At 71.8% G+C, this 19027-nt stretch carries 12 protein-coding genes; 11 read left to right on the top strand and 1 reads right to left on the bottom strand.

Annotated elements, in window-relative coordinates:
- Nucleotides 1-32 precede the first annotated feature (32 nt).
- On the top strand, nt 33-461 hold the full coding sequence (locus tag GTY56_RS39730; protein ID WP_161370100.1) for an Rv3654c family TadE-like protein: 429 nt from the start codon (nt 33-35) through the stop codon (nt 459-461).
- Here the strand turns inward: GTY56_RS39730 and sftH are convergent.
- Nucleotides 352-2880, bottom strand: a complete 2529-nt coding sequence (gene sftH / locus GTY56_RS39725; RefSeq protein ID WP_202511352.1) for a DNA 3'-5' helicase SftH — start codon at nt 2878-2880, stop codon at nt 352-354. The two genes, GTY56_RS39730 and sftH, sit on opposite strands and share 110 nt — an antisense overlap.
- Before the next feature lie 78 nt (nt 2881-2958).
- Between sftH and bldG the strand changes: the two genes are divergently transcribed.
- From bldG to GTY56_RS39675, 10 genes are all read left to right on the top strand, one after another.
- Nucleotides 2959-3300, top strand: coding sequence for an anti-sigma factor antagonist BldG (gene bldG, locus GTY56_RS39720; RefSeq protein WP_003991900.1), 342 nt, complete (start codon nt 2959-2961; stop codon nt 3298-3300).
- Between the two features lie 122 nt (nt 3301-3422).
- Nucleotides 3423-3857 carry an ATP-binding protein gene (locus GTY56_RS39715; RefSeq protein WP_161370098.1) on the top strand — a complete coding sequence of 145 codons (435 nt, stop codon included), beginning with the start codon at nt 3423-3425 and terminating at the stop codon, nt 3855-3857.
- A gap of 273 nt (nt 3858-4130) precedes the next feature.
- Nucleotides 4131-6536: a sodium-translocating pyrophosphatase gene (locus GTY56_RS39710; RefSeq protein ID WP_161370097.1), complete on the top strand. Its 2406-nt coding sequence runs from the start codon at nt 4131-4133 to the stop codon at nt 6534-6536.
- A gap of 192 nt (nt 6537-6728) precedes the next feature.
- Complete coding sequence (locus GTY56_RS39705) at nt 6729-7319, top strand: oligoendopeptidase F family protein (RefSeq protein WP_161370096.1); 591 nt, start codon at nt 6729-6731, stop codon at nt 7317-7319.
- Nucleotides 7320-7456: 137 nt separating this feature from the next.
- The gene (locus GTY56_RS39700) at nt 7457-8995 is read left to right on the top strand and encodes a DUF7059 domain-containing protein (protein WP_161370095.1); all 1539 of its coding nucleotides are present in this window, start codon (nt 7457-7459) and stop codon (nt 8993-8995) included.
- Between the two features lie 222 nt (nt 8996-9217).
- On the top strand, nt 9218-9415 hold the full coding sequence (locus tag GTY56_RS39695; RefSeq protein WP_161370094.1) for a hypothetical protein: 198 nt from the start codon (nt 9218-9220) through the stop codon (nt 9413-9415).
- Between the two features lie 246 nt (nt 9416-9661).
- Nucleotides 9662-12505: a type I DNA topoisomerase gene (topA, locus tag GTY56_RS39690; RefSeq protein WP_161370093.1), complete on the top strand. Its 2844-nt coding sequence runs from the start codon at nt 9662-9664 to the stop codon at nt 12503-12505.
- 153 nt (nt 12506-12658) lie between these two features.
- Entirely contained in the window at nt 12659-15931 is a 3273-nt protein-coding gene (gene tmk / locus GTY56_RS39685) for a dTMP kinase (protein WP_161370092.1), read from the top strand.
- A gap of 127 nt (nt 15932-16058) precedes the next feature.
- Nucleotides 16059-17264 (top strand): DNA polymerase III subunit delta', encoded by a 1206-nt coding sequence (locus tag GTY56_RS39680; protein ID WP_161370091.1) that lies wholly within the window; start codon nt 16059-16061, stop codon nt 17262-17264.
- Between the two features lie 108 nt (nt 17265-17372).
- Nucleotides 17373-18995 carry an alpha/beta hydrolase gene (locus tag GTY56_RS39675; RefSeq protein WP_161370090.1) on the top strand — a complete coding sequence of 541 codons (1623 nt, stop codon included), beginning with the start codon at nt 17373-17375 and terminating at the stop codon, nt 18993-18995.
- Nucleotides 18996-19027 lie beyond the last annotated feature (32 nt).

Raw genomic sequence — 19027 nt, 5'->3', positions numbered from 1 at the left:
CCGGCGTCTGGAGGGGTGGCCCGGATCGCGGGTTGGCCGGCGTCCGGAGGGGCGGCCCGGACCGGGGATCTGCCGGGGTCTGGAGTGTCGGGGTGATCGCCGTCCTGTGCGTGGTGTTCGGTGTCGTTCTCGCGCTCGGGCAGGCCGTCGTCATCCGCCATCGTGCGGCGGGCGGTGCGGATCTCGCGGCGCTCGCCGCGGCGGACCACTGGGCCGACGGGGACACGGCTGCCTGTGCCCGGGCCGGCCGGGTGGCCCGGGCACAGGGCGTGCGGCTCGTGCGGTGCGAGGTCGCCGGGGAGATCTCGGACGTGACGGCGGCGTCGGGTCGCGGGCCCTTCACCGCGGAGGTCAGGGCCCGGGCGGGGCCTCCGACGGGTCCGCTCGATCTCCCGGCGGCTGCTCGTCTGCCTCGTCCGCCGTCTCCTTCTCCTCGGGAGCCCCCTCCAGCAGCACCGTGAGGAGCCGCACGGCCCCCCTCTTGTGCAGCGGATCGTTGCCGTTGCCGCACTTGGGGGACTGGATGCAGGACGGGCAGCCGGCGTCGCACTCGCAGGAGGCGATGGCCTGGCGGGTGGCGGTCAGCCAGGTGCGGGCGGTGTGGAAGGCACGCTCCGCGAAGCCCGCGCCACCCGGATGGCCGTCGTAGACGAAGACCGTGGGCAGGAGCGTGTCGGGGTGGAGCGGGATCGACACGCCGCCGATGTCCCAGCGGTCGCAGGTCGCGAAGAGGGGCAGCAGGCCGATCGACGCGTGTTCGGCGGCGTGCAGGGAGCCGCCGAGGATCTCGGGGTTGATCCGGGCCCGGTCCAGCTGGTCCTCGGTGACGGTCCACCACACGGCGCGGGTGCGCAGCGTACGGGGAGGGAGGTCGAGCTTGGTCTCACCGAGCACTTCACCGGTGATGAGCCGTCGGCGGAGGTAGGAGACGACCTGGTTGGTGACCTCGACGGAGCCGTAGCAGAGGCGGCCGTCCCCCCACGGAATCTCGACGTCCGTCTCCAGGACGGAGATCGACGTCGTGTCACGGGCGACCGTGGAGTAGGGCGGGGCGGCCTCCTCGACCAGGGCGACGGAGTCCTCCAGGTCCAGCGACCGCACGAGGTAGGTGCGGCCCTGGTGGAGGTGGACCGCCCCCTCGTGCACCGTCGAGTGAGCAGCGCCCGCGTCGACCGTGCCGAGCAGCCGGCCCGTGCCGGTCTCGACGACCTGGACCGGGCGCCCGCCCTCGCCGCGGATGTCGGTCAGATCGGCGGCGCGCTCGCGGCGGGTCCAGTGCCAGGCCCGGGTGCGGCGGCGCAGCAGCTTCGCGGCCTCCAGCTGCGGCAGGAGTGCTTCGCCGGCCGGGCCGAACAGAGCGAGGTCCTCGTCCGTCAGCGGCAGCTCCGCGGCGGCCGCGCACAGGTGGGGGGCCAGCACGTAAGGGTTGTCCGGGTCGAGGACGGTCGATTCGACGGGCTGGTCGAACAGGGCCTCGGGGTGGTGGACGAGGAAGGTGTCCAGCGGGTCGTCGCGGGCCACCAGGACGGCCAGGGCTCCCTGCCCGGACCGTCCGGCGCGGCCGGCCTGCTGCCAGAGGGAGGCGCGCGTGCCCGGGTAGCCGGCGATGACGACCGCGTCGAGGCCGGAGATGTCGATGCCGAGTTCGAGGGCGTTCGTCGCGGCGAGGCCCAGGAGTTCACCCGAATGGAGGGCCTGTTCGAGAGCGCGGCGTTCCTCGGGGAGATAGCCGCCCCGGTACGCCGCGACACGCCCGGCCAGCGACCGGTCGACCTCGGCCAGACGTTCCTGGGAGATGACCGAGATCAGCTCGGCGCCGCGCCGGGAGCGGACGAAGGCGACCGAGCGCACGCCCTGCACGGTGAGGTCGGTCAGCAGGTCGGCGGCCTCGGCGGTGGCCGTGCGGCGGACGGGGGCGCCCTTCTCGCCGTGCAGCTCGGTCAGGGGCGGCTCCCAGAGGGCGAAGACCAGTTCACCGCGCGGGGAGGCGTCGTCGGCCACTTCCAGCACCGGCACACCGGTCAGGCGGCGGGCCGCCACCGCGGGCTCGGCGGCGGTGGCGGAGGCCAGCAGGAACACGGGCGACGCGCCGTAGCGGGCGCACAGCCGGCGCAGCCTGCGCAGCACCTGGGCGACGTGCGAGCCGAAGACACCCCGGTAGGTGTGGCACTCGTCGATGACCACGTACTTCAGCGACTTCAGGAAGGAGGACCAGCGGGGGTGGGACGGCAGGATGCCGCGGTGCAGCATGTCCGGGTTGGTCAGGACGTAGTTGCCGTACTGGCGGATCCACTCGCGTTCCTCGAACGGAGTATCGCCGTCGTACACGGCTGCGCGAACGGAGTGGCCCAGGGGATGTGAAAGTTCCTTCACGGAACGGCACTGGTCCGCCGCCAGTGCCTTGGTGGGAGCCAGGTAGAGCGTGGTCGCGCCGCGGCCGTTCGGGGCCTGTGCACCCTCCACGAGGGCGGACAGGACCGGTACGAGGTAGGCCAGGGACTTGCCGGAGGCCGTGCCGGTGGCGACGACGACCGAATCGCCGTCCAGGGCGTGCTCCGCCGCGCGCGCCTGGTGGGCCCAGGGATGCTCGATGCCCGCGGCTCGCACGGCCGCGACGACCTCCGCGCGGATCCGGTCCGGCCAGCGGGCATGCCGACCCTCACGTGGGGGCAAGTGCTCCGTATGAGTAATGCGCGCAGCCCTGCCCGGACCGGACGCGAGCCGGTCCAGGACCGCGTCCGGCGCGGGTCGGGAGGCAGGGTCCGTCCGGGTTCGATCGGATCGGTGATTCTTGGCCATCGGCACCGAGTGTGTCACTGGCGTGACGGACAATGGAGCCAAGGCGTCGTGCACGCCTGCCGGTAAGTGATTGAATGCCATCGCGGCTGGCGAAGCGTCCAGGGGCTGAAGCCGAATGCCCCTAGGGCGACCGCTCGATAGCAAGGTGCTGGAGGATCCGTGGACCTGTCCCTGTCGACCGAAACCATGGGCGATCGCACGATCGTCAGGGTCGGTGGCGAAATCGACGTATATACCGCGCCCAAGCTGCGCGAGCAGTTGGTCGAGCTGGTGAACGACGGCAGTTTCCACCTTGTCGTCGACATGGAGGGCGTGGACTTCCTCGACTCCACCGGGCTCGGCGTACTGGTCGGCGGCCTGAAGCGCGTGCGTGCCCATGAGGGCTCCCTGCGCCTGGTCTGCAACCAGGAGCGCATTCTGAAGATTTTCCGTATCACCGGCCTCACCAAGGTGTTCCCGATTCACACCTCGGTCGAGGAAGCGGTTGCGGCCACCGACTGACACCGGACCCGGGCTCCGCGCCCGGGCCGGCCGTCGTTCGGCAGAAGTGAAGACCGAGGGGGCCCGGGTGTTCGGCGGCCCGGAGCCTCCCGACAGCACGCCCGTAGTTGCGAGGGGGATGCATGGCCACCGTTGAGCTCCGCTTCAGCGCGCTGCCCGAGCACGTCAGGACCGCCCGGCTGGTGGCGGCAGCGGTGGCGCGCAGGGCCGGGGTGGACGAGGCCGTCCTCGACGAGGTCAGGCTCGCCGTCGGCGAGGCGTGCAGCCGGGCCGTCGGACTGCATCAGATCGGCGGGATCTCGGCACCGGTGAAGGTGCTGCTGATCGAGGAGGAGAAGCAGTTCTCCATCGAGGTCGGCGACGAGGCCACGCACGCGGTGGCCGGCGAGGGCGCCGGCGCCGGTCCCGGCGACTCCGACGGCGAGGCCGACGAGGACGAGATGGGCCTCGCGGTCATCAGCGGACTCGTCGACGACGTCGAGGTCAGCGCGGGAGAGCACGGCGGGCTGATCAAGATGACCTGGCCGACCACGCCGCCGCCGACGATCCTGGTCTGACCCGCCACAGCACACCGTTCGTCCGAAGGGCCCCACCACCCGTGGGGCCCTTCGTCATGTGCGGGTGTCAGTGCTCGCCTTTACAGTAGTTCCTGTGCCGTTCATCGCGTGAATTCGTTCACGATCATTCGCGCGCTCTCCGGCAGCCTCGGAATGCTTTCAGGGCATTACCTCGGACGTCCAATTCCGTTTATCGCGCTCTGTTTTGATCAGGTTCCGGTACCTACAATCCCGTCCACATCTTGAGCTCAGCCCAAGCGTCAAGGAGGACGAATGGCGGGGCTTTCCCTCTCACAACAGTCGGGCCATCCCACCGACCTCGCGGCCGCCGTGCTGACCGATGGCAACCGCGTCCTCATCGCGGTCATCGCGGTCGTCGCACTGGCGGCACTGGCGGTCGCGGGCGTCCTGGTACGCCAGGTGCTCGCGGCCGGCGAGGGCACCGACAGCATGAAGAAGATCGCGGCAGCGGTCCAGGAAGGCGCGAACGCCTATCTGGCACGTCAGCTGCGCACGCTCGGCGTATTCGCCGTGGTCGTGTTCTTCCTGCTCATGCTGCTGCCCGCGGACGACTGGAGTCAGCGTGCCGGACGTTCGGTGTTCTTTCTGATCGGAGCGGCGTTCTCGGCGGCCACCGGCTATATCGGCATGTGGCTCGCCGTACGCAGTAATGTGCGTGTCGCGGCAGCGGCACGTGAAGCCACCCCGGCGGAAGGCGAGCCGGAAAAGGATCTGACCGCCGTTTCGCACAAGGCGATGAAGATCGCTTTTCGCACGGGCGGCGTGGTCGGCATGTTCACCGTCGGCCTCGGCCTGCTCGGTGCCTCCTGCGTGGTGCTGGTCTACGCGGCCGACGCGCCGAAGGTTCTTGAAGGTTTCGGCCTCGGGGCCGCGCTGATCGCCATGTTCATGCGTGTCGGCGGTGGCATCTTCACCAAGGCGGCCGACGTCGGCGCCGACTTGGTCGGCAAGGTCGAACAGGGCATTCCGGAGGACGACCCGCGCAATGCCGCGACCATCGCCGACAACGTGGGCGACAACGTCGGAGACTGCGCGGGCATGGCGGCCGACCTCTTCGAGTCGTACGCAGTCACCCTGGTCGCCGCGCTGATCCTCGGTTCGGCGGCCTTCGGCGACGCCGGGCTCGGTTTCCCGCTGCTCGTGCCGGCGATCGGTGTGATCACCGCCATGATCGGCATCTTCGCGGTCGCGCCCCGGCGCGCCGACCGCAGCGGCATGAGCGCCATCAACCGCGGATTCTTCATCTCCGCGGTGATCTCGCTGGTGCTGGTGGCGGTGGCGGTCTTCGTCTATCTGCCGGGGAAGTACTCCGAGCTCGACGGGGTCACCGACGCCTCGATCCTGGGCAAGGACGGCGACCCGCGGGTCCTCGCGCTCGTCGCGGTGGCCATCGGCATCCTGCTCGCCGCCGTGATCCAGCAACTGACCGGCTACTTCACCGAGACCACCCGCCGGCCTGTGCGGGACATCGGAAAGAGCTCGCTCACCGGCCCGGCCACCGTCGTCCTCGCCGGTATCTCCGTCGGTCTCGAATCCGCCGTCTACACCGCCCTGTTGATCGGCCTCGGTGTGTACGGGGCGTTCCTGCTCGGCGGTACGTCGATCATGCTGGCGCTGTTCGCGGTGGCGCTGGCCGGCACCGGTCTGCTCACCACGGTCGGTGTGATCGTCGCGATGGACACCTTCGGTCCGGTCTCCGACAACGCGCAGGGCATCGCGGAGATGTCCGGCGACGTCGAGGGCGCGGGCGCGCAGGTGCTCACCAACCTGGACGCGGTCGGCAACACCACCAAGGCGATCACCAAGGGCATCGCGATCGCCACGGCCGTGCTCGCGGCGGCGGCGCTGTTCGGGTCGTACCGCGACGCGATCTTCACCGGCGCGCGGGAGGTCGGCGAGAAACTCAGCGGGGAGGGCGCCCCCATGAGTCTGATGATGGACATCTCGCAGCCCAACAACCTCGTGGGCCTCGTCGCCGGCGCGGCGGTCGTCTTCCTCTTCTCGGGGCTGGCGATCAACGCCGTGTCGCGGTCGGCTGGTTCCGTGGTCTACGAGGTGCGGCGGCAGTTCCGCGAGAAGCCCGGGATCATGGACTACAGCGAGAAGCCGGAGTACGGCAAGGTCGTCGACATCTGCACCAAGGACGCCCTGCGCGAGCTCGCCACCCCCGGTCTGCTGGCGGTGACGGCGCCCATCTTCATCGGGTTCACGCTCGGTGTCGGGGCGCTCGGCGCGTTCCTGGCGGGCGCGATCGGCGCGGGCACGCTGATGGCGGTGTTCCTCGCCAACTCCGGTGGCGCCTGGGACAACGCCAAGAAGCTCGTCGAGGACGGCCACCACGGCGGCAAGGGCGGCGAGGCCCACGCGGCGACCGTGATCGGAGACACGGTCGGCGACCCCTTCAAGGACACCGCGGGCCCGGCGATCAACCCGCTGCTGAAGGTCATGAACCTGGTGTCGCTGCTCATCGCGCCGGCGGTGATCAAGTTCTCCTACGGCCCGGACAAGAGCATCGGAGTGCGGATTCTGATCGCCGTCCTCGCGTTCCTCGTGATCGCGGGAGCGGTGTACGTGTCAAAGCGGCGCGGTATCGCCATGGGTGACGAAGACAACGCAGGATCGGCACCCAAGTCGGCCGATCCGGCGGTGGTTTCGTAGGGAGGTTTCCCAGCTCCGACTCAAGGTGCGGGCGGGCGGCGCGCGTTGACGCGTCGCCCGCCCGCGCTGTGTGGGTACACGATCACGCGTGAGCCTTATCTCGCTTGGTGCAAAAGGTTACAAAACGGTCTTAATAGACGTCTGGCGTGCGGTTGCCGTGCATCTGGCGTGTATGTTCCGGGGCCGAGAGCCATGGAAGGGACCAAACCGGTGAACAAGAAGCTCGCGGCCGCACTGTCCGGCGGTGCGGTACTGGTACTGGCGCTGTCGGGCTGCGGCGGCGACGACAGCAACGAGAAGCTGGACTCCTGGGCCAAGCAGGTCTGTGACGCCGTACAGCCGCAGGCCAAGAAGATCGAGTCGGCCAATGCCGCGATCCAGAAGGAGACCTCCGACAACAGCACGCCGGAGGACGTCCAGAAGACCGACGCACAGGCCTTCCAGGACATGTCCGACGCCTACAAGGCGATCGGGACCGCCGTGAACAAGGCCGGGGCCCCGGACGTCGAGAACGGTGAGAAGAAGCAGCAGGACGCGGTCAAGGAGCTCAACTCGATCTCCGCCTCGTACGCCTCGCTGAAGAAGCAGGTCGACGGGCTCGACACCAAGGACCAGGGCAAGTTCGCCGACGGCCTGAAGGACATCGCCACCGAGCTGGACAAGCTGAGCCAGAGCGGGAACAACGCCCTCAAGAACCTGGAGGAGGGCGAGGTCGGCCAGGCGATGGCCAAGCAGTCCAGCTGCAAGGCGGCCACGGCCTCGGCAGGGGCCACGCAGAGCTGAGGCCCCGAGCGGCGGGCAGCGCAGTACGCCGGTGCTACGGCTGAGCCGTAGGTGACGTGGGTGCCCGGCGTGCCGTACGGCGCGAACCCGTGCGCATCCCGGCACGGGCACGTGCGGCATCCGTACCGGCGGCCACAATGGGGGGCGTGAGTAACGCCAGCCAGTCACCCCTGCCCCCGCTGCCCGCCTCCGACCGTCCCGAAGCCGCCGCTCGGCTCCGGGACGCCCTGCTCGCGGCCTCCTTCACCGCCGACGGGCTGCTCGAACTGCTCGGCGCCCCCGCCTATGCGGCACTGGCCCGCAGCGAGACCGTGCCCGCGCTCCGGGCGACTCGCGGGGACACGCCCCTGGACATGCTCGTCCGGCTGTTCCTGCTCCAGCAGCCCGTGCCGCGGGCGCGCGTCGCGGAGGTCCTGCCTGTGGACGCCTGCCTGGAGAGCGGCTGGCTGGCCCGGGCCGGCGGGGACGAACTCGCCGCGACGGTGGACGTCCGGCCCTATGGCGGGCCGGACGGCGAGGACTGGTTCATCGTGTCGGACCTCGGCTGCGCGGTCGGCGGCGCCGGCGGGATCGGCCGGCGCGAGGAGGGCGTCGTCCTCGGAGTCGGCGGCGCCTCGATGACCCTCGCCGGCATCACCGTCCGCAGGCCCGTCGGCGCCGCGCTCGACCTCGGTACCGGCTCCGGCATCCAGGCCCTGCACGCCGCGCAGCACGCCACGCGCGTGGTGGCCACCGACCTCAACCCGCGTGCCCTGCGCATCACCGCCCTCACGCTGGCGCTGTCCGGCACCGCGTCCGCCGACCTGCGCGAGGGCTCCCTCTTCGAGCCCGTGCGCGGCGACGAGACGCATGACCTGATCGTCTCCAACCCGCCCTTCGTGATCTCGCCCGGCGCCCGGCTCACCTACCGCGACGGCGGGATGGGCGGGGACGATCTGTGCCGCACGCTCGTTCAACAGGCGGGCGACCGTCTGAACGAGGGCGGGTTCGCCCAGTTCCTCGCGAACTGGCAGCACGTGGAAGGGGAGGACTGGCAGGACAGGCTCAGGTCATGGGTGCCCCGGGGCTGCGACGCGTGGATCGTGCAGCGCGAGGTGCAGGACGTCAACCAGTACGCCGAGCTGTGGCTGCGTGACGCGGGCGACCACCAGGGCGACGCGGCGGAGTACCAGGCGCGGTACGACGCATGGCTCGACGAGTTCGAGGCGCGCAAGGTGAAGGCCGTCGGCTTCGGCTGGATCACCCTGCGCAGGACGAGCGCCGCCGTGCCCTCGCTCACGGTGGAGGAGTGGCCGCACCCGGTCGAGCAGCCGCTCGGCGACACGATCCGGGCCCACTTCGACCGGCTCGACCACCTGCGCGACCACGACGACGCCGCGCTGCTCGAAGGGCACTTCCGCCTCGCCGCCGAGATCGTGCAGGAGCAGGTCGGGCTGCCCGGCGCGGAGGACCCCGAGCACGTCGTGCTCCGCCAGAACCGCGGCATGCGCCGGGCGACCCGGGTGGACACGGTCGGTGCGGGCTTCGCGGGCGTGTGCGACGGCACGATGAGCGCGGGCCGCATCCTCGACGCCATCGCCCAGCTGATCGGGGAGGACCCGGTGCTGCTGCGCGACCGCACACCGGCCCAGATCCGGCTGCTGGTCGAGCAGGGGTTCCTGGAGCCGGTCCGCTGAGCGGACTGCCGAGGGGGCGACCCGGGGCCGTGGAAGCGGCTCGCCAACAAATTCGAGTCGATTTGAACACCTCGTCCGAGACGGTTCGTGAGGAACCGGACGACCTTGATCCGCCCCTGTGTCGCCCCGCCGTTCACCTCGGGTTCGCCTGCCCGCCGCCCGCGCGTGTCAGCCTCCCGTGGCTGGGGATGCGCGGACAGGGGAAAAGGGGCGCGGCGGGTCATGGAGAGTGCACCGGCGATCTTCGCGGGAGCGGTGTTCTCCCTGTTCGGAGGCGGACTGCTGGCGTGGACGGTGACACGCGCGCGTCAGGCCCGGCCCGTCGCAGAGGGGGTGCGGCCGGTCACGTCCGCGACCTTCGCAGCCCTCGTCGCGGTGCTCGCCCTGACGGCCGGAACCTGGTGCTTCACCCGCCTCTGAGACCCCCTCCGGCGACGTGCCCGCGGGTGACCGGGGCGTCGCACCGCGTACGGGGCAGGGCCTGCTCCCGCTACGCCGGGCGGCAGGATTGGTGGTAGTCGGGTTACCGTTCGAGTGGCCGTTGCGGGCTTTTCCCGTTTGACACGGGGGCGGGATGTACCGTCACACTCCGCAGCGTCACCACGTACCCAGCCCCGGTAAGCGACTCCGGGGAGGCCCCAGCGTCGACCGGAGAGAAGAGCGAAGTTGTCCCCGACCAGCGAGACCGCGAAGGGCGGCCGCCGACTCGTCATCGTCGAGTCGCCTGCCAAGGCGAAGACGATCAAGGGCTATCTCGGCCCCGGCTACATCGTCGAGGCGAGCGTCGGGCACATCCGCGACCTTCCCAACGGCGCCGCCGAGGTGCCCGAGAAGTACACCGGCGAGGTCCGTCGCCTCGGTGTGGACGTCGAACACGACTTCGCGCCGATCTATGTGGTCAACGCCGACAAGAAGGCGCAGGTCAAGAAGCTCAAGGACCTGCTGAAGGAGTCCGACGAACTCTTCCTCGCCACCGATGAGGACCGCGAGGGCGAGGCCATCGCCTGGCACCTCCAGGAAGTGCTCAAGCCCAAGGTCCCGGTCAAGCGCATGGTCTTCCACGAGATCACCAAGGCCGCGATCCAGGCCGCCGTGGCCAACCCGCGTCAGCTCAACCAGAAGCTCGTCGACGCCCAGGAGACCCGCCGCATCCTCGACCGCCTCTACGGCTACGAGGTCTCGCCGGTCCTGTGGAAGAAGGTCATGCCGCGTCTGTCGGCCGGCCGCGTCCAGTCGGTCGCCACACGTCTCGTGGTGGAGCGGGAACGCGAGCGCATCGCCTTTCGTTCGGCTGAGTACTGGGACCTGACGGGCACCTTCGCGACCGGCCGCGCGGGAGACTCGTCGGACCCGTCGTCGCTGGTCGCGCGCCTGCAGACCGTCGACGGCAGGCGGGTCGCGCAGGGCCGCGACTTCGACTCCCTGGGACAACTGAAGAGCGCGAACACCCTCCACCTCGACGAGGCGAACGCCCGCGCCCTGGCCGCCGCCCTGGAGCAGACGCGGTTCGCCGTCCGCTCCGTCGAGTCCAAGCCGTACCGCCGCTCGCCGTATGCCCCGTTCCGTACGACGACGCTGCAGCAGGAGGCCAGCCGCAAGCTCGGCTTCGGCGCGAAGGCCACCATGCAGATCGCGCAGAAGCTGTACGAGAACGGCTACATCACCTACATGCGTACGGACTCCACGACCCTGAGCGACACGGCGGTCTCCGCCGCCCGCGCCCAGGTCACGCAGCTGTACGGCGCCGACTACCTGCCGCCGCAGCCGAGGACGTACGCCGGGAAGGTCAAGAACGCGCAGGAGGCCCACGAGGCGATCCGCCCCTCGGGTGATCGTTTCCGCACTCCCGCCGAGACCGGACTGACCGGTGACCAGTTCAAGCTGTACGAGCTGATCTGGAAGCGGACCGTCGCTTCCCAGATGAAGGACGCGACCGGCAACAGCGTCACGGTGAAGATCGGCGGCACGGCGGCCGACGGCCGGGACGTCGAGTTCAGCGCGTCCGGCAAGACGATCACCTTCCACGGCTTCCTGAAGGCCTACGTCGAGGGCGCCGACGACCCGAACGCGGAGCTCGACGACCGCGAGCGCCGGCTGCCGCAGGTCTCCGAGGGCGACGCCCTGAGCGCCCAGGAGATCACAGTCGACGGGCACGCCACCAAGCCCCCGGCCCGCTACACCGAGGCTTCCCTGGTCAAGGAGCTGGAAGAGCGCGAGATCGGCCGCCCGTCGACGTACGCGTCGATCATCGGCACGATCCTGGACCGCGGCTACGTGTTCAAGAAGGGCACGGCCCTGGTGCCGTCCTTCCTGTCCTTCGCCGTGGTCAACCTTCTGGAGAAGCACTTCGGGCGGCTCGTCGACTACGACTTCACCGCCAAGATGGAGGACGACCTCGACCGCATCGCCCGCGGTGAGGCGCAGTCCGTGCCGTGGCTGAAGCGGTTCTACTTCGGAGAGGGCACGGTCAGCGGCGGCGCGGCCGACGCCGGCAACGGCGACGGCGACCACCTCGGCGGCCTCAAGGAGCTGGTGACGGACCTGGGCGCGATCGACGCGCGCGAGGTGTCGTCGTTCCCGGTGGCCAACGACATCGTGCTGCGGGTCGGCCGCTACGGGCCGTACATCGAGCGCGGCGAGAAGGACACCGAGCAGCACCAGCGCGCCGACATCCCCGACGACCTGGCGCCCGACGAGCTGACCGTCGACCTCGCGGAGGAACTGCTCGCCAAGCCGAGCGGCGACTACGAGCTGGGCACGGACCCGGCCACCGGCCACACGATCGTCGCCAAGGACGGCCGCTACGGCCCGTACGTCACGGAGGTCCTCCCCGAGGGCACCCCGAAGACGGGCAAGAACGCGGTCAAGCCGCGCACGGCGTCCCTGTTCAAGACGATGTCCCTCGACACGGTGACCCTCGACGACGCCCTGAAGCTGATGTCGCTGCCGCGTGTCGTCGGCGCCGACGCCGAGGGCCAGGAGATCACCGCCCAGAACGGCCGCTACGGCCCGTACCTGAAGAAGGGCACGGACTCGCGCTCCCTCCAGGCCGAGGAGCAGCTCTTCACGATCACGCTGGAGGAGGCGCTGGCGATCTACGCCCAGCCCAAGCAGCGTGGCCGGGCGGCGGCCAAGCCGCCGCTGAAGGAGCTGGGCACCGACCCGGTCAGTGAGAAGCCGGTCGTGGTCAAGGACGGCCGCTTCGGCCCGTACGTCACCGACGGGGAGACCAACGCGACCCTGCGCTCCGGCGACAGCGTCGAGGACATCACCCCGGAGCGCGGTTACGAGCTGCTGGCCGAGAAGCGCGCCAAGGGGCCGGCGAAGAAGACCGCGAAGAAGGCGGCCAAGAAGGCGCCGGCGAAGAAGACGACGACGGCCAAGAAGACCGCGGCGAAGAAGACCACGACCGCGAAGAAGACGACGGCGAAGAAGACGACGGCGAAGAAGACCACCGCGAAGAAGACGGCCGCCAAGACGGCGACCGCCGCCAAGTCCGCGGAGGACTGAGGCCGTTCGATTCCTGAGCGAAGCCGGACCTCCGCGTCCGGATCTTCGCCCGGGGTTCGGAAAGCGAACGCCCCGGCAACACTTCGGTGTCGGGGCGTGCGCATGCCAGGCCGCGCCCTCCAGGGTGTCGGTGGCTCCCGATAGGCTGAACGCATGACGCGAGCCGATCACCCAACGGCCCCTCAGCCCGCCCCCGACGACGCCCTGGTCGCGGACTCCCGCGAGCGTGCCGTCCGCGCCCTGCTGCGACGACCGCAGCTGAAGCGGTTGTGGAGCGCACAGCTCGTGGGTGGCGTGGGAGACACCCTCGCCCTTCTCGTACTGGTCCTCCTGGCCCTACAGGCGGCCGTCGCCGAAGGCTCGTTCGGGGGCGGCTACCGGGGCGCGGCGTTCGCAGTGGCGACCGTTTTCGGGGTGCGCATCCTCGCGACGCTGCTGTTCGGGGCCGTTCTGCTGGGGCCGCTCACCGCGCTCACCTCGCAGGACGGCCCGCTCGACCGCCGCTGGACCATGGTGGGCGCCGACGGCGTGCGCGCCGCGCTGCTCATCGTCGCGCCCCTGTGGATCGACTGGACGGCCGAGAACGCACTGGCCGTCCTGCTCGTCACGGCCTTCGTGATGGGGGTCGCCGAGCGGTTCTGGACGGTGTGCCGCGAGAGCGCGGCCCCCGCGCTGCTCCCCGCCCCGCCGCCGGAGGGCGCCACGGTCCGGCCGCTGCCCGACCACATGGACACCCTGCGCCGTCTGTCGCTGCGCACCGGCTTCGTGGCGATCCCCCTCGCGGCCGTCGCCCTGGTCGTCGCGGCCCTGCTCAACAACCTGCTGGGCGCCGGCATCGACTGGTTCGGCCAGCACCAGGCGGCCCTCGCCTCCTACGTGGCCGCAGGCCTGTTCGCCGCGTCCCTGTCCGTGCTGACCTTCCTTGAACTGCCCGGCACACGCACCCCCCGCGCGCGCTCGCCGCTGGAGGGGCTGCGCCGCCCGAAGACCGGCACCGGCTCCGACAAGGGCCGCACCGGCGCGATGCCGCTGCTGGTCCTGTCCTGCGCGGCCGTCGCCGCCGCGGTGTCGGCCGCCGTCGCCGTCGCCGTGCTGCATGCCAAGGACCTGGGCGGCGGCCCGGTCCTCTACGGCCTGTTCGTGGCCGCACTGACCGGCGGGGTCGTCGTCGGCATCCGTACGGCGCCCGCCCTGATGCCCGCGCTGTCGCGCCGCCGGCTGCTCGCGCTGACGATCGCCTTCACCGGCGTCGCCCTGCTGGCCGCCGGGCTGGTCCCGGACGTCACGACCGTGCTGCTGATCCTCGCGCTGGCCGGCGTCGGCGCGGGCCTGTCCGCCAACATCGGGCACACCCTGCTCGACCAGGAGACCGAGGAGTACCGGCGCTCCCGCACGACGGAGCACCTGCACGCGGTCGTCCGTGTCTGCGTGGCGCTCGGCGCCGTGATCGCCCCGCTGGTGGCGGCGGCGATCGGACCGCACCGGCTGGAGAGCGGCAAGTTCGTCTTCGCGCACGGCGGCGCGGCCTTCACCCTCATGCTGACCGGCGCCCTGCTGCTGCCCGTCGCCGCGCTGGTGCTGGCCAAGGTCGACGACCGCTCCGGCGTGCCGCTGCGGCAGGACCTGAAGGACGCGCTGCTCGGCGGCGACGACCCCCAGCAGGGGGCCGCGGCCTCCGGCTTCTTCATCGCCCTGGAAGGCGGCGACGGTGCCGGCAAGTCGACGCAGGCCGAGGCGCTCGCCGAGTGGATCCGCGCCAAGGGCCACGAGGTCGTCCTGACGCGCGAGCCGGGGGCGACGCCGGTGGGCAAGCGGCTGCGGTCGATCCTGCTGGACGTGTCGAGCGCGGGCCTGTCGCACCGCGCGGAGGCACTGCTGTACGCGGCCGACCGGGCCGAGCACATCGACACCGTCGTGCGGCCCGCCCTGGAGCGTGGCGCGGTCGTCATCTCCGACCGGTACATCGACTCGTCCGTCGCCTACCAGGGCGCCGGCCGTGATCTCTCGCCGACCGAGATCGCCCGGATCAACCGCTGGGCGACGAACGGGCTGGTGCCGCACCTGACCGTGCTGCTGGACGTGGACCCGGAGACCGCGCGTGAGCGGTTCACCGAGGCGCCGGACCGGCTGGAGTCGGAGCCCGCGGAGTTCCACGCGCGCGTGCGGGCCGGTTTCCTCACCCTGGCCGCCGCCGACGCCGGGCGCTACCTGGTGGTGGACGCCGGTCAGGAGCCCGAGGCCGTCACGACGGTCATCCGGCACCGGCTCGACCAGGTGCTGCCGCTGTCCGAGGCCGAGATCAAGGCCCAGGAGGAAGCGCGGAAGAAGGCCGAGGAGGAGGCCCGCCGCAAGGCCGAGGAGGAGGCCGCCCGCAAGGCCGAGGAAGAGCGCCTGGAGCGCGAGCGCCAGGAGCAGCTCGCCAAGCTGCGCGCCGAGGAGGAGGAGCGCAAGCGCCGCGAGCTGGAGGAGGCGCAGCGCCGTGAGGCCGAACGGCAGGCGGAGGAGGCCCGGCGCCGGGCCGAGGAAGCGCAGCGGAAGGCCGAGGAGGAGCGGGCCCGGCTGCTCGCGGAGGAGAAGGCCCGCGCCGAGGAGGAGGCCCGCCGCAAGGCCGAGGAGGAACGGCGCCGCAAGCAGGCCGAGGAGGAGGCGCGGCTGCGTGCCGAGGCCGAGGCGCTCCGCCTGGAGAAGCAGCGCAAGGCCGAGGCGGCGCTGCTGCGGGCCGAGGAGGCCCGCCGGCTCGCGGAGGCGGCTGCCGCCGCGGCGGAGGCCGGGCCGAAGCGCTCCGCTCCGAAGAGCTCACCCACGCAGGGCGGCGCGCCCGCCGCGCCCGCTCAGGACGCGGCGACCGTGCCCACCCCGGTGGTGACACGGGGCGGTGCGGGGGACGACACGACCGTGCTGCGCCCGGTGCGGGACGACGAGCAGGGTGCGGGCCGGTCCTCCGGGGAGTCCGAGGCCGAGGTGACGGCGGAGCTGCCGATGCCGCCGTCGGCCGGGGAACAGACGGAGGTCCTGCCGCCGGTCGCGCCGCGCGCCGGGGACGAGACCGAGGTCCTGCCGCCGGTCCGCGACCGGGACGCCTCCGGAGCGGCCGACGAGACGGCGGTCCTGCCTCCGGTGCGCCCGGGGGACTCCGAGGAGACGGCCGTCCTGCCGCCGGTGCGCGGGGACGGACCGGCGGACCGGGTTCCGCCCGGGTACTTCCGGAAGGACGCCCCGGACGCCCGGCCCGACGGCACCGAGGACCGCACGCGGGAGATGCCCCAGGTCGACGCCGACGGGACGCCGCGCCGCCGCCGGTCCGACTGGGCCGAGGAGACGCCGCTGGACGACCTGCCCTCGCTGGCGGACGAGCTGCTCGGACCGCACGACGACGAGCCGGACGACCGGCGCGGACGCCGGGGCAGGGGCGGTCGGGGGCGCTGACGCCTCCGGCGGACCGCCGCGGGAACCCGCCCCCGCTGCGAGCCGGGTGGGGGCGGCAGGCGATGTCAGTGGTCGCCCCCACAATGGATCTCGCAACGCGGAACGTGACGGAAGGGCGGCGTGACCCATGACCGTGTGGGACGACCTCGTCGGGCAGGAGAGGGTGAGCGAGCAGCTGGCCGCTGCCGCCCGGGACGCCGACGCCCTGGTCACGGCGGCCACCACCGGCACCCCGCCGCCCGAGGCGTCGAAGATGACGCACGCGTGGCTGTTCACAGGCCCCCCCGGCGCCGGGCGGAACCAGGCGGCGCGCGCGTTCGCGGCGGCCCTCCAGTGCGTCAGCCCCGACCGCGCCCTCGGCGGCTCCCCGGGCTGCGGCTTCTGCGACGGCTGCCACACGGCACTGATCGGCACGCACGCCGACGTCACCACCGTCGCCGCGGTCGGCACACAGATCCTCGCCGACGACATGCGCGACACCGTCCGCAAGTCGTTCACCTCGCCGGCGAACGGCCGCTGGCAGATCATCCTCGTCGAGGACGCCGAGCGGCTGAACGAGAAGTCCGCCAACGCCGTCCTCAAGGCGGTGGAGGAGCCCGCCCCCCGCACGGTGTGGCTGCTGTGCGCCCCCTCCATCGAGGACGTCCTGCCGACCATCCGCTCCCGCTGCCGCCACCTGAACCTGAGCACGCCCAGGGTCGACGCCATCGCCGACATGCTCGTCCGTCGCGAGGGCATCGAGCCGGACGTTGCCGCCGCGGCGGCCCGGGCGACCCAGGGCCACGTCGAGCGGGCGCGCCGCCTGGCCACCGACCCGGCCGCGCGCGCCCGTCGTGCCGCCGTGCTCAGGCTGCCGCTGCGCGTCGAGGACATCGGCGGCGCGCTCAAGGCCGCGCAGGAGCTCGTCGACGCGGCCGCCGAGGACGCCAAGCAGCTCGCGGAGGAGACGGACTCCAAGGAGACCGAGGAGCTGAAGGCCGCGCTCGGTGCCGCGCAGGGCGGCCGCATGCCCCGGGGCACCGCAGGCGTGATGAAGGACCTGGAGGACAAGCAGAAGCGCCGCAGAACGCGCACGCAGCGTGACAGCCTCGACCTCGCCCTGACCGACCTCACGGCCTTCTACCGCGACGTCCTCGCCCTCCAGCTCGGCTCGCGCGTGGCCATCGCCAACGCGGACGCCGAGGACGCCCTGGAGCGCCTCGCCCGGGGCAGCTCCCCGGAGTCCACCCTCCGCCGCATCGAGGCGATCGCCGCGTGCCGCGACGCCCTCGACCGCAACGTGGCGCCGCTGCTCGCGGTGGAGGCGATGACGATGGCACTCAGAGCGGGCTGAGCAACCGGCAGGACACCCGGGACGGACATGCGGTTGACGCCGTAACTCGTACGAGGCACGACAAGCACGCACGGCACTCATTCCGTCGCCCAGAGTTACGCTCGCTGGATGTACACACGGCGCACCCCCCGCTCCGCCTCCGGCTCCGGCGGTCTCCACCGCAGGACACGAAACCGGGCCAAGACCGCCGCAGGACTCCTCGCCACGGCCGCGCTGCTCGTCTCCGCCTGCTCCTCCGGCAGCGCGACGACGTCCGCCGCCTCCGCGGCGGCGGAGGCGGCACTGGTCGCACTGCCGCAGGCCACGCCTGCGGCGCTCTCGTCGTACTACGGGCAGAAGCCGGCCTGGCGCGGCTGCGGTGTCCCCGGCTTCGAGTGCGCCACCCTCAAGGCGCCGCTCGACTACGCCGAGCCGTCCTCCGGCGACATCCGGCTGGCCCTCACCCGCAAGAAGGCCACGGGGCCCGGCAAGCGGCTGGGTTCGCTGCTCGTGAACCCGGGTGGGCCGGGCGGCTCGGCGATCGGCTACGTCCAGGCGTACGCGGGCATCGGCTACCCGGCCGAGGTGCGGGCCCGCTACGACATGGTGGCGGTCGACCCGCGCGGCGTGGCCCGCAGCGAACCCGTCGAGTGTCTGGACGGGCCGGGCATGGACAGGTACACGCAGACGGACGCCACGCCCGACGACGGCAGGGAGACGGACGGGCTGGTCGCGGCGTACCGGGCGTTCGCCGAGGGCTGCGGCGCGGACGCGCCCCGGCTGCTGCGCCATGTCTCCACCGTGGAGGCGGCCCGGGACATGGACATCGTGCGGGCGGTGCTCGGCGACGAGAAGCTGAACTTCGTCGGCGCTTCCTACGGCACCTTCCTCGGGGCGACGTACGCCGGGCTCTTCCCGGACCGGGCGGGCCGGCTGGTGCTGGACGGCGCGATGGACCCGTCGCTGCCGGCCCGGCGGCTGAACCTGGAGCAGACGGCGGGCTTCGAGACGGCGTTCCGGTCCTTCGCGAAGGACTGCGTACGGCAGCCGGACTGCCCCCTGGGCGGCAAGGGCACCACGCCCGAGCGGGTCGGCGCGAACCTCAAGGCGTTCTTCGAGAAGCTCGACACACGGCCCGTCCCCACCGCCGACGGCGACGGCCGCAAGCTCACCGAGTCCCTCGCCACGACGGGCGTGATCGCGGCCATGTACGACGAGGGTTCCTGGGAGCAGCTGCGCGAGGCGCTGACGTCCGCGATGAAGGAGAACGACGGCTCCGGACTCCTGGTCCTCTCCGACGGCTACTACGAGCGGGACGCCGACGGCGCCTACAGCAACCTGATGTTCGCCAACGCGGCGGTGAACTGCCTGGACCTCCCGGCCTCCTTCGACACCCCCGACGAGGTGCGCGGGGCGCTGCCCGAGTTCCGGAAGGCGTCGCCGGTCTTCGGTGAGGGCCTGGCGTGGGCGGCCCTGAACTGCGCGTACTGGCCGGTGCACGCCACGGGCGAGCCGCACCGCATCGAGGCGAAGGGCGCGGCGCCCATCGTCGTGGTGGGCACGACCCGGGACCCGGCGACCCCGTACCGCTGGGCGCAGGCCCTGGCCGGCCAGCTCTCCTCGGCCCGCCTCCTCACGTACGAGGGCGACGGCCACACGGCCTACGGCCGCGGCAGCTCCTGCATCGACCGGACGATCAACGCCTACCTGCTGCGCGGCACCCCGCCCACGGACGGAAAGCGCTGCTCATAGCCTTGCCCCCGGCCCCGGAGGGCCCGCCTCCG

This window comes from Streptomyces sp. SID5643, from assembly GCF_009872555.1.
Taxonomy (GTDB): domain Bacteria; phylum Actinomycetota; class Actinomycetes; order Streptomycetales; family Streptomycetaceae; genus Streptomyces; species Streptomyces iakyrus.
Note: the sequence above shows the minus strand (reverse complement) of the source record. Positions and strands in the feature narration are given on the sequence as shown.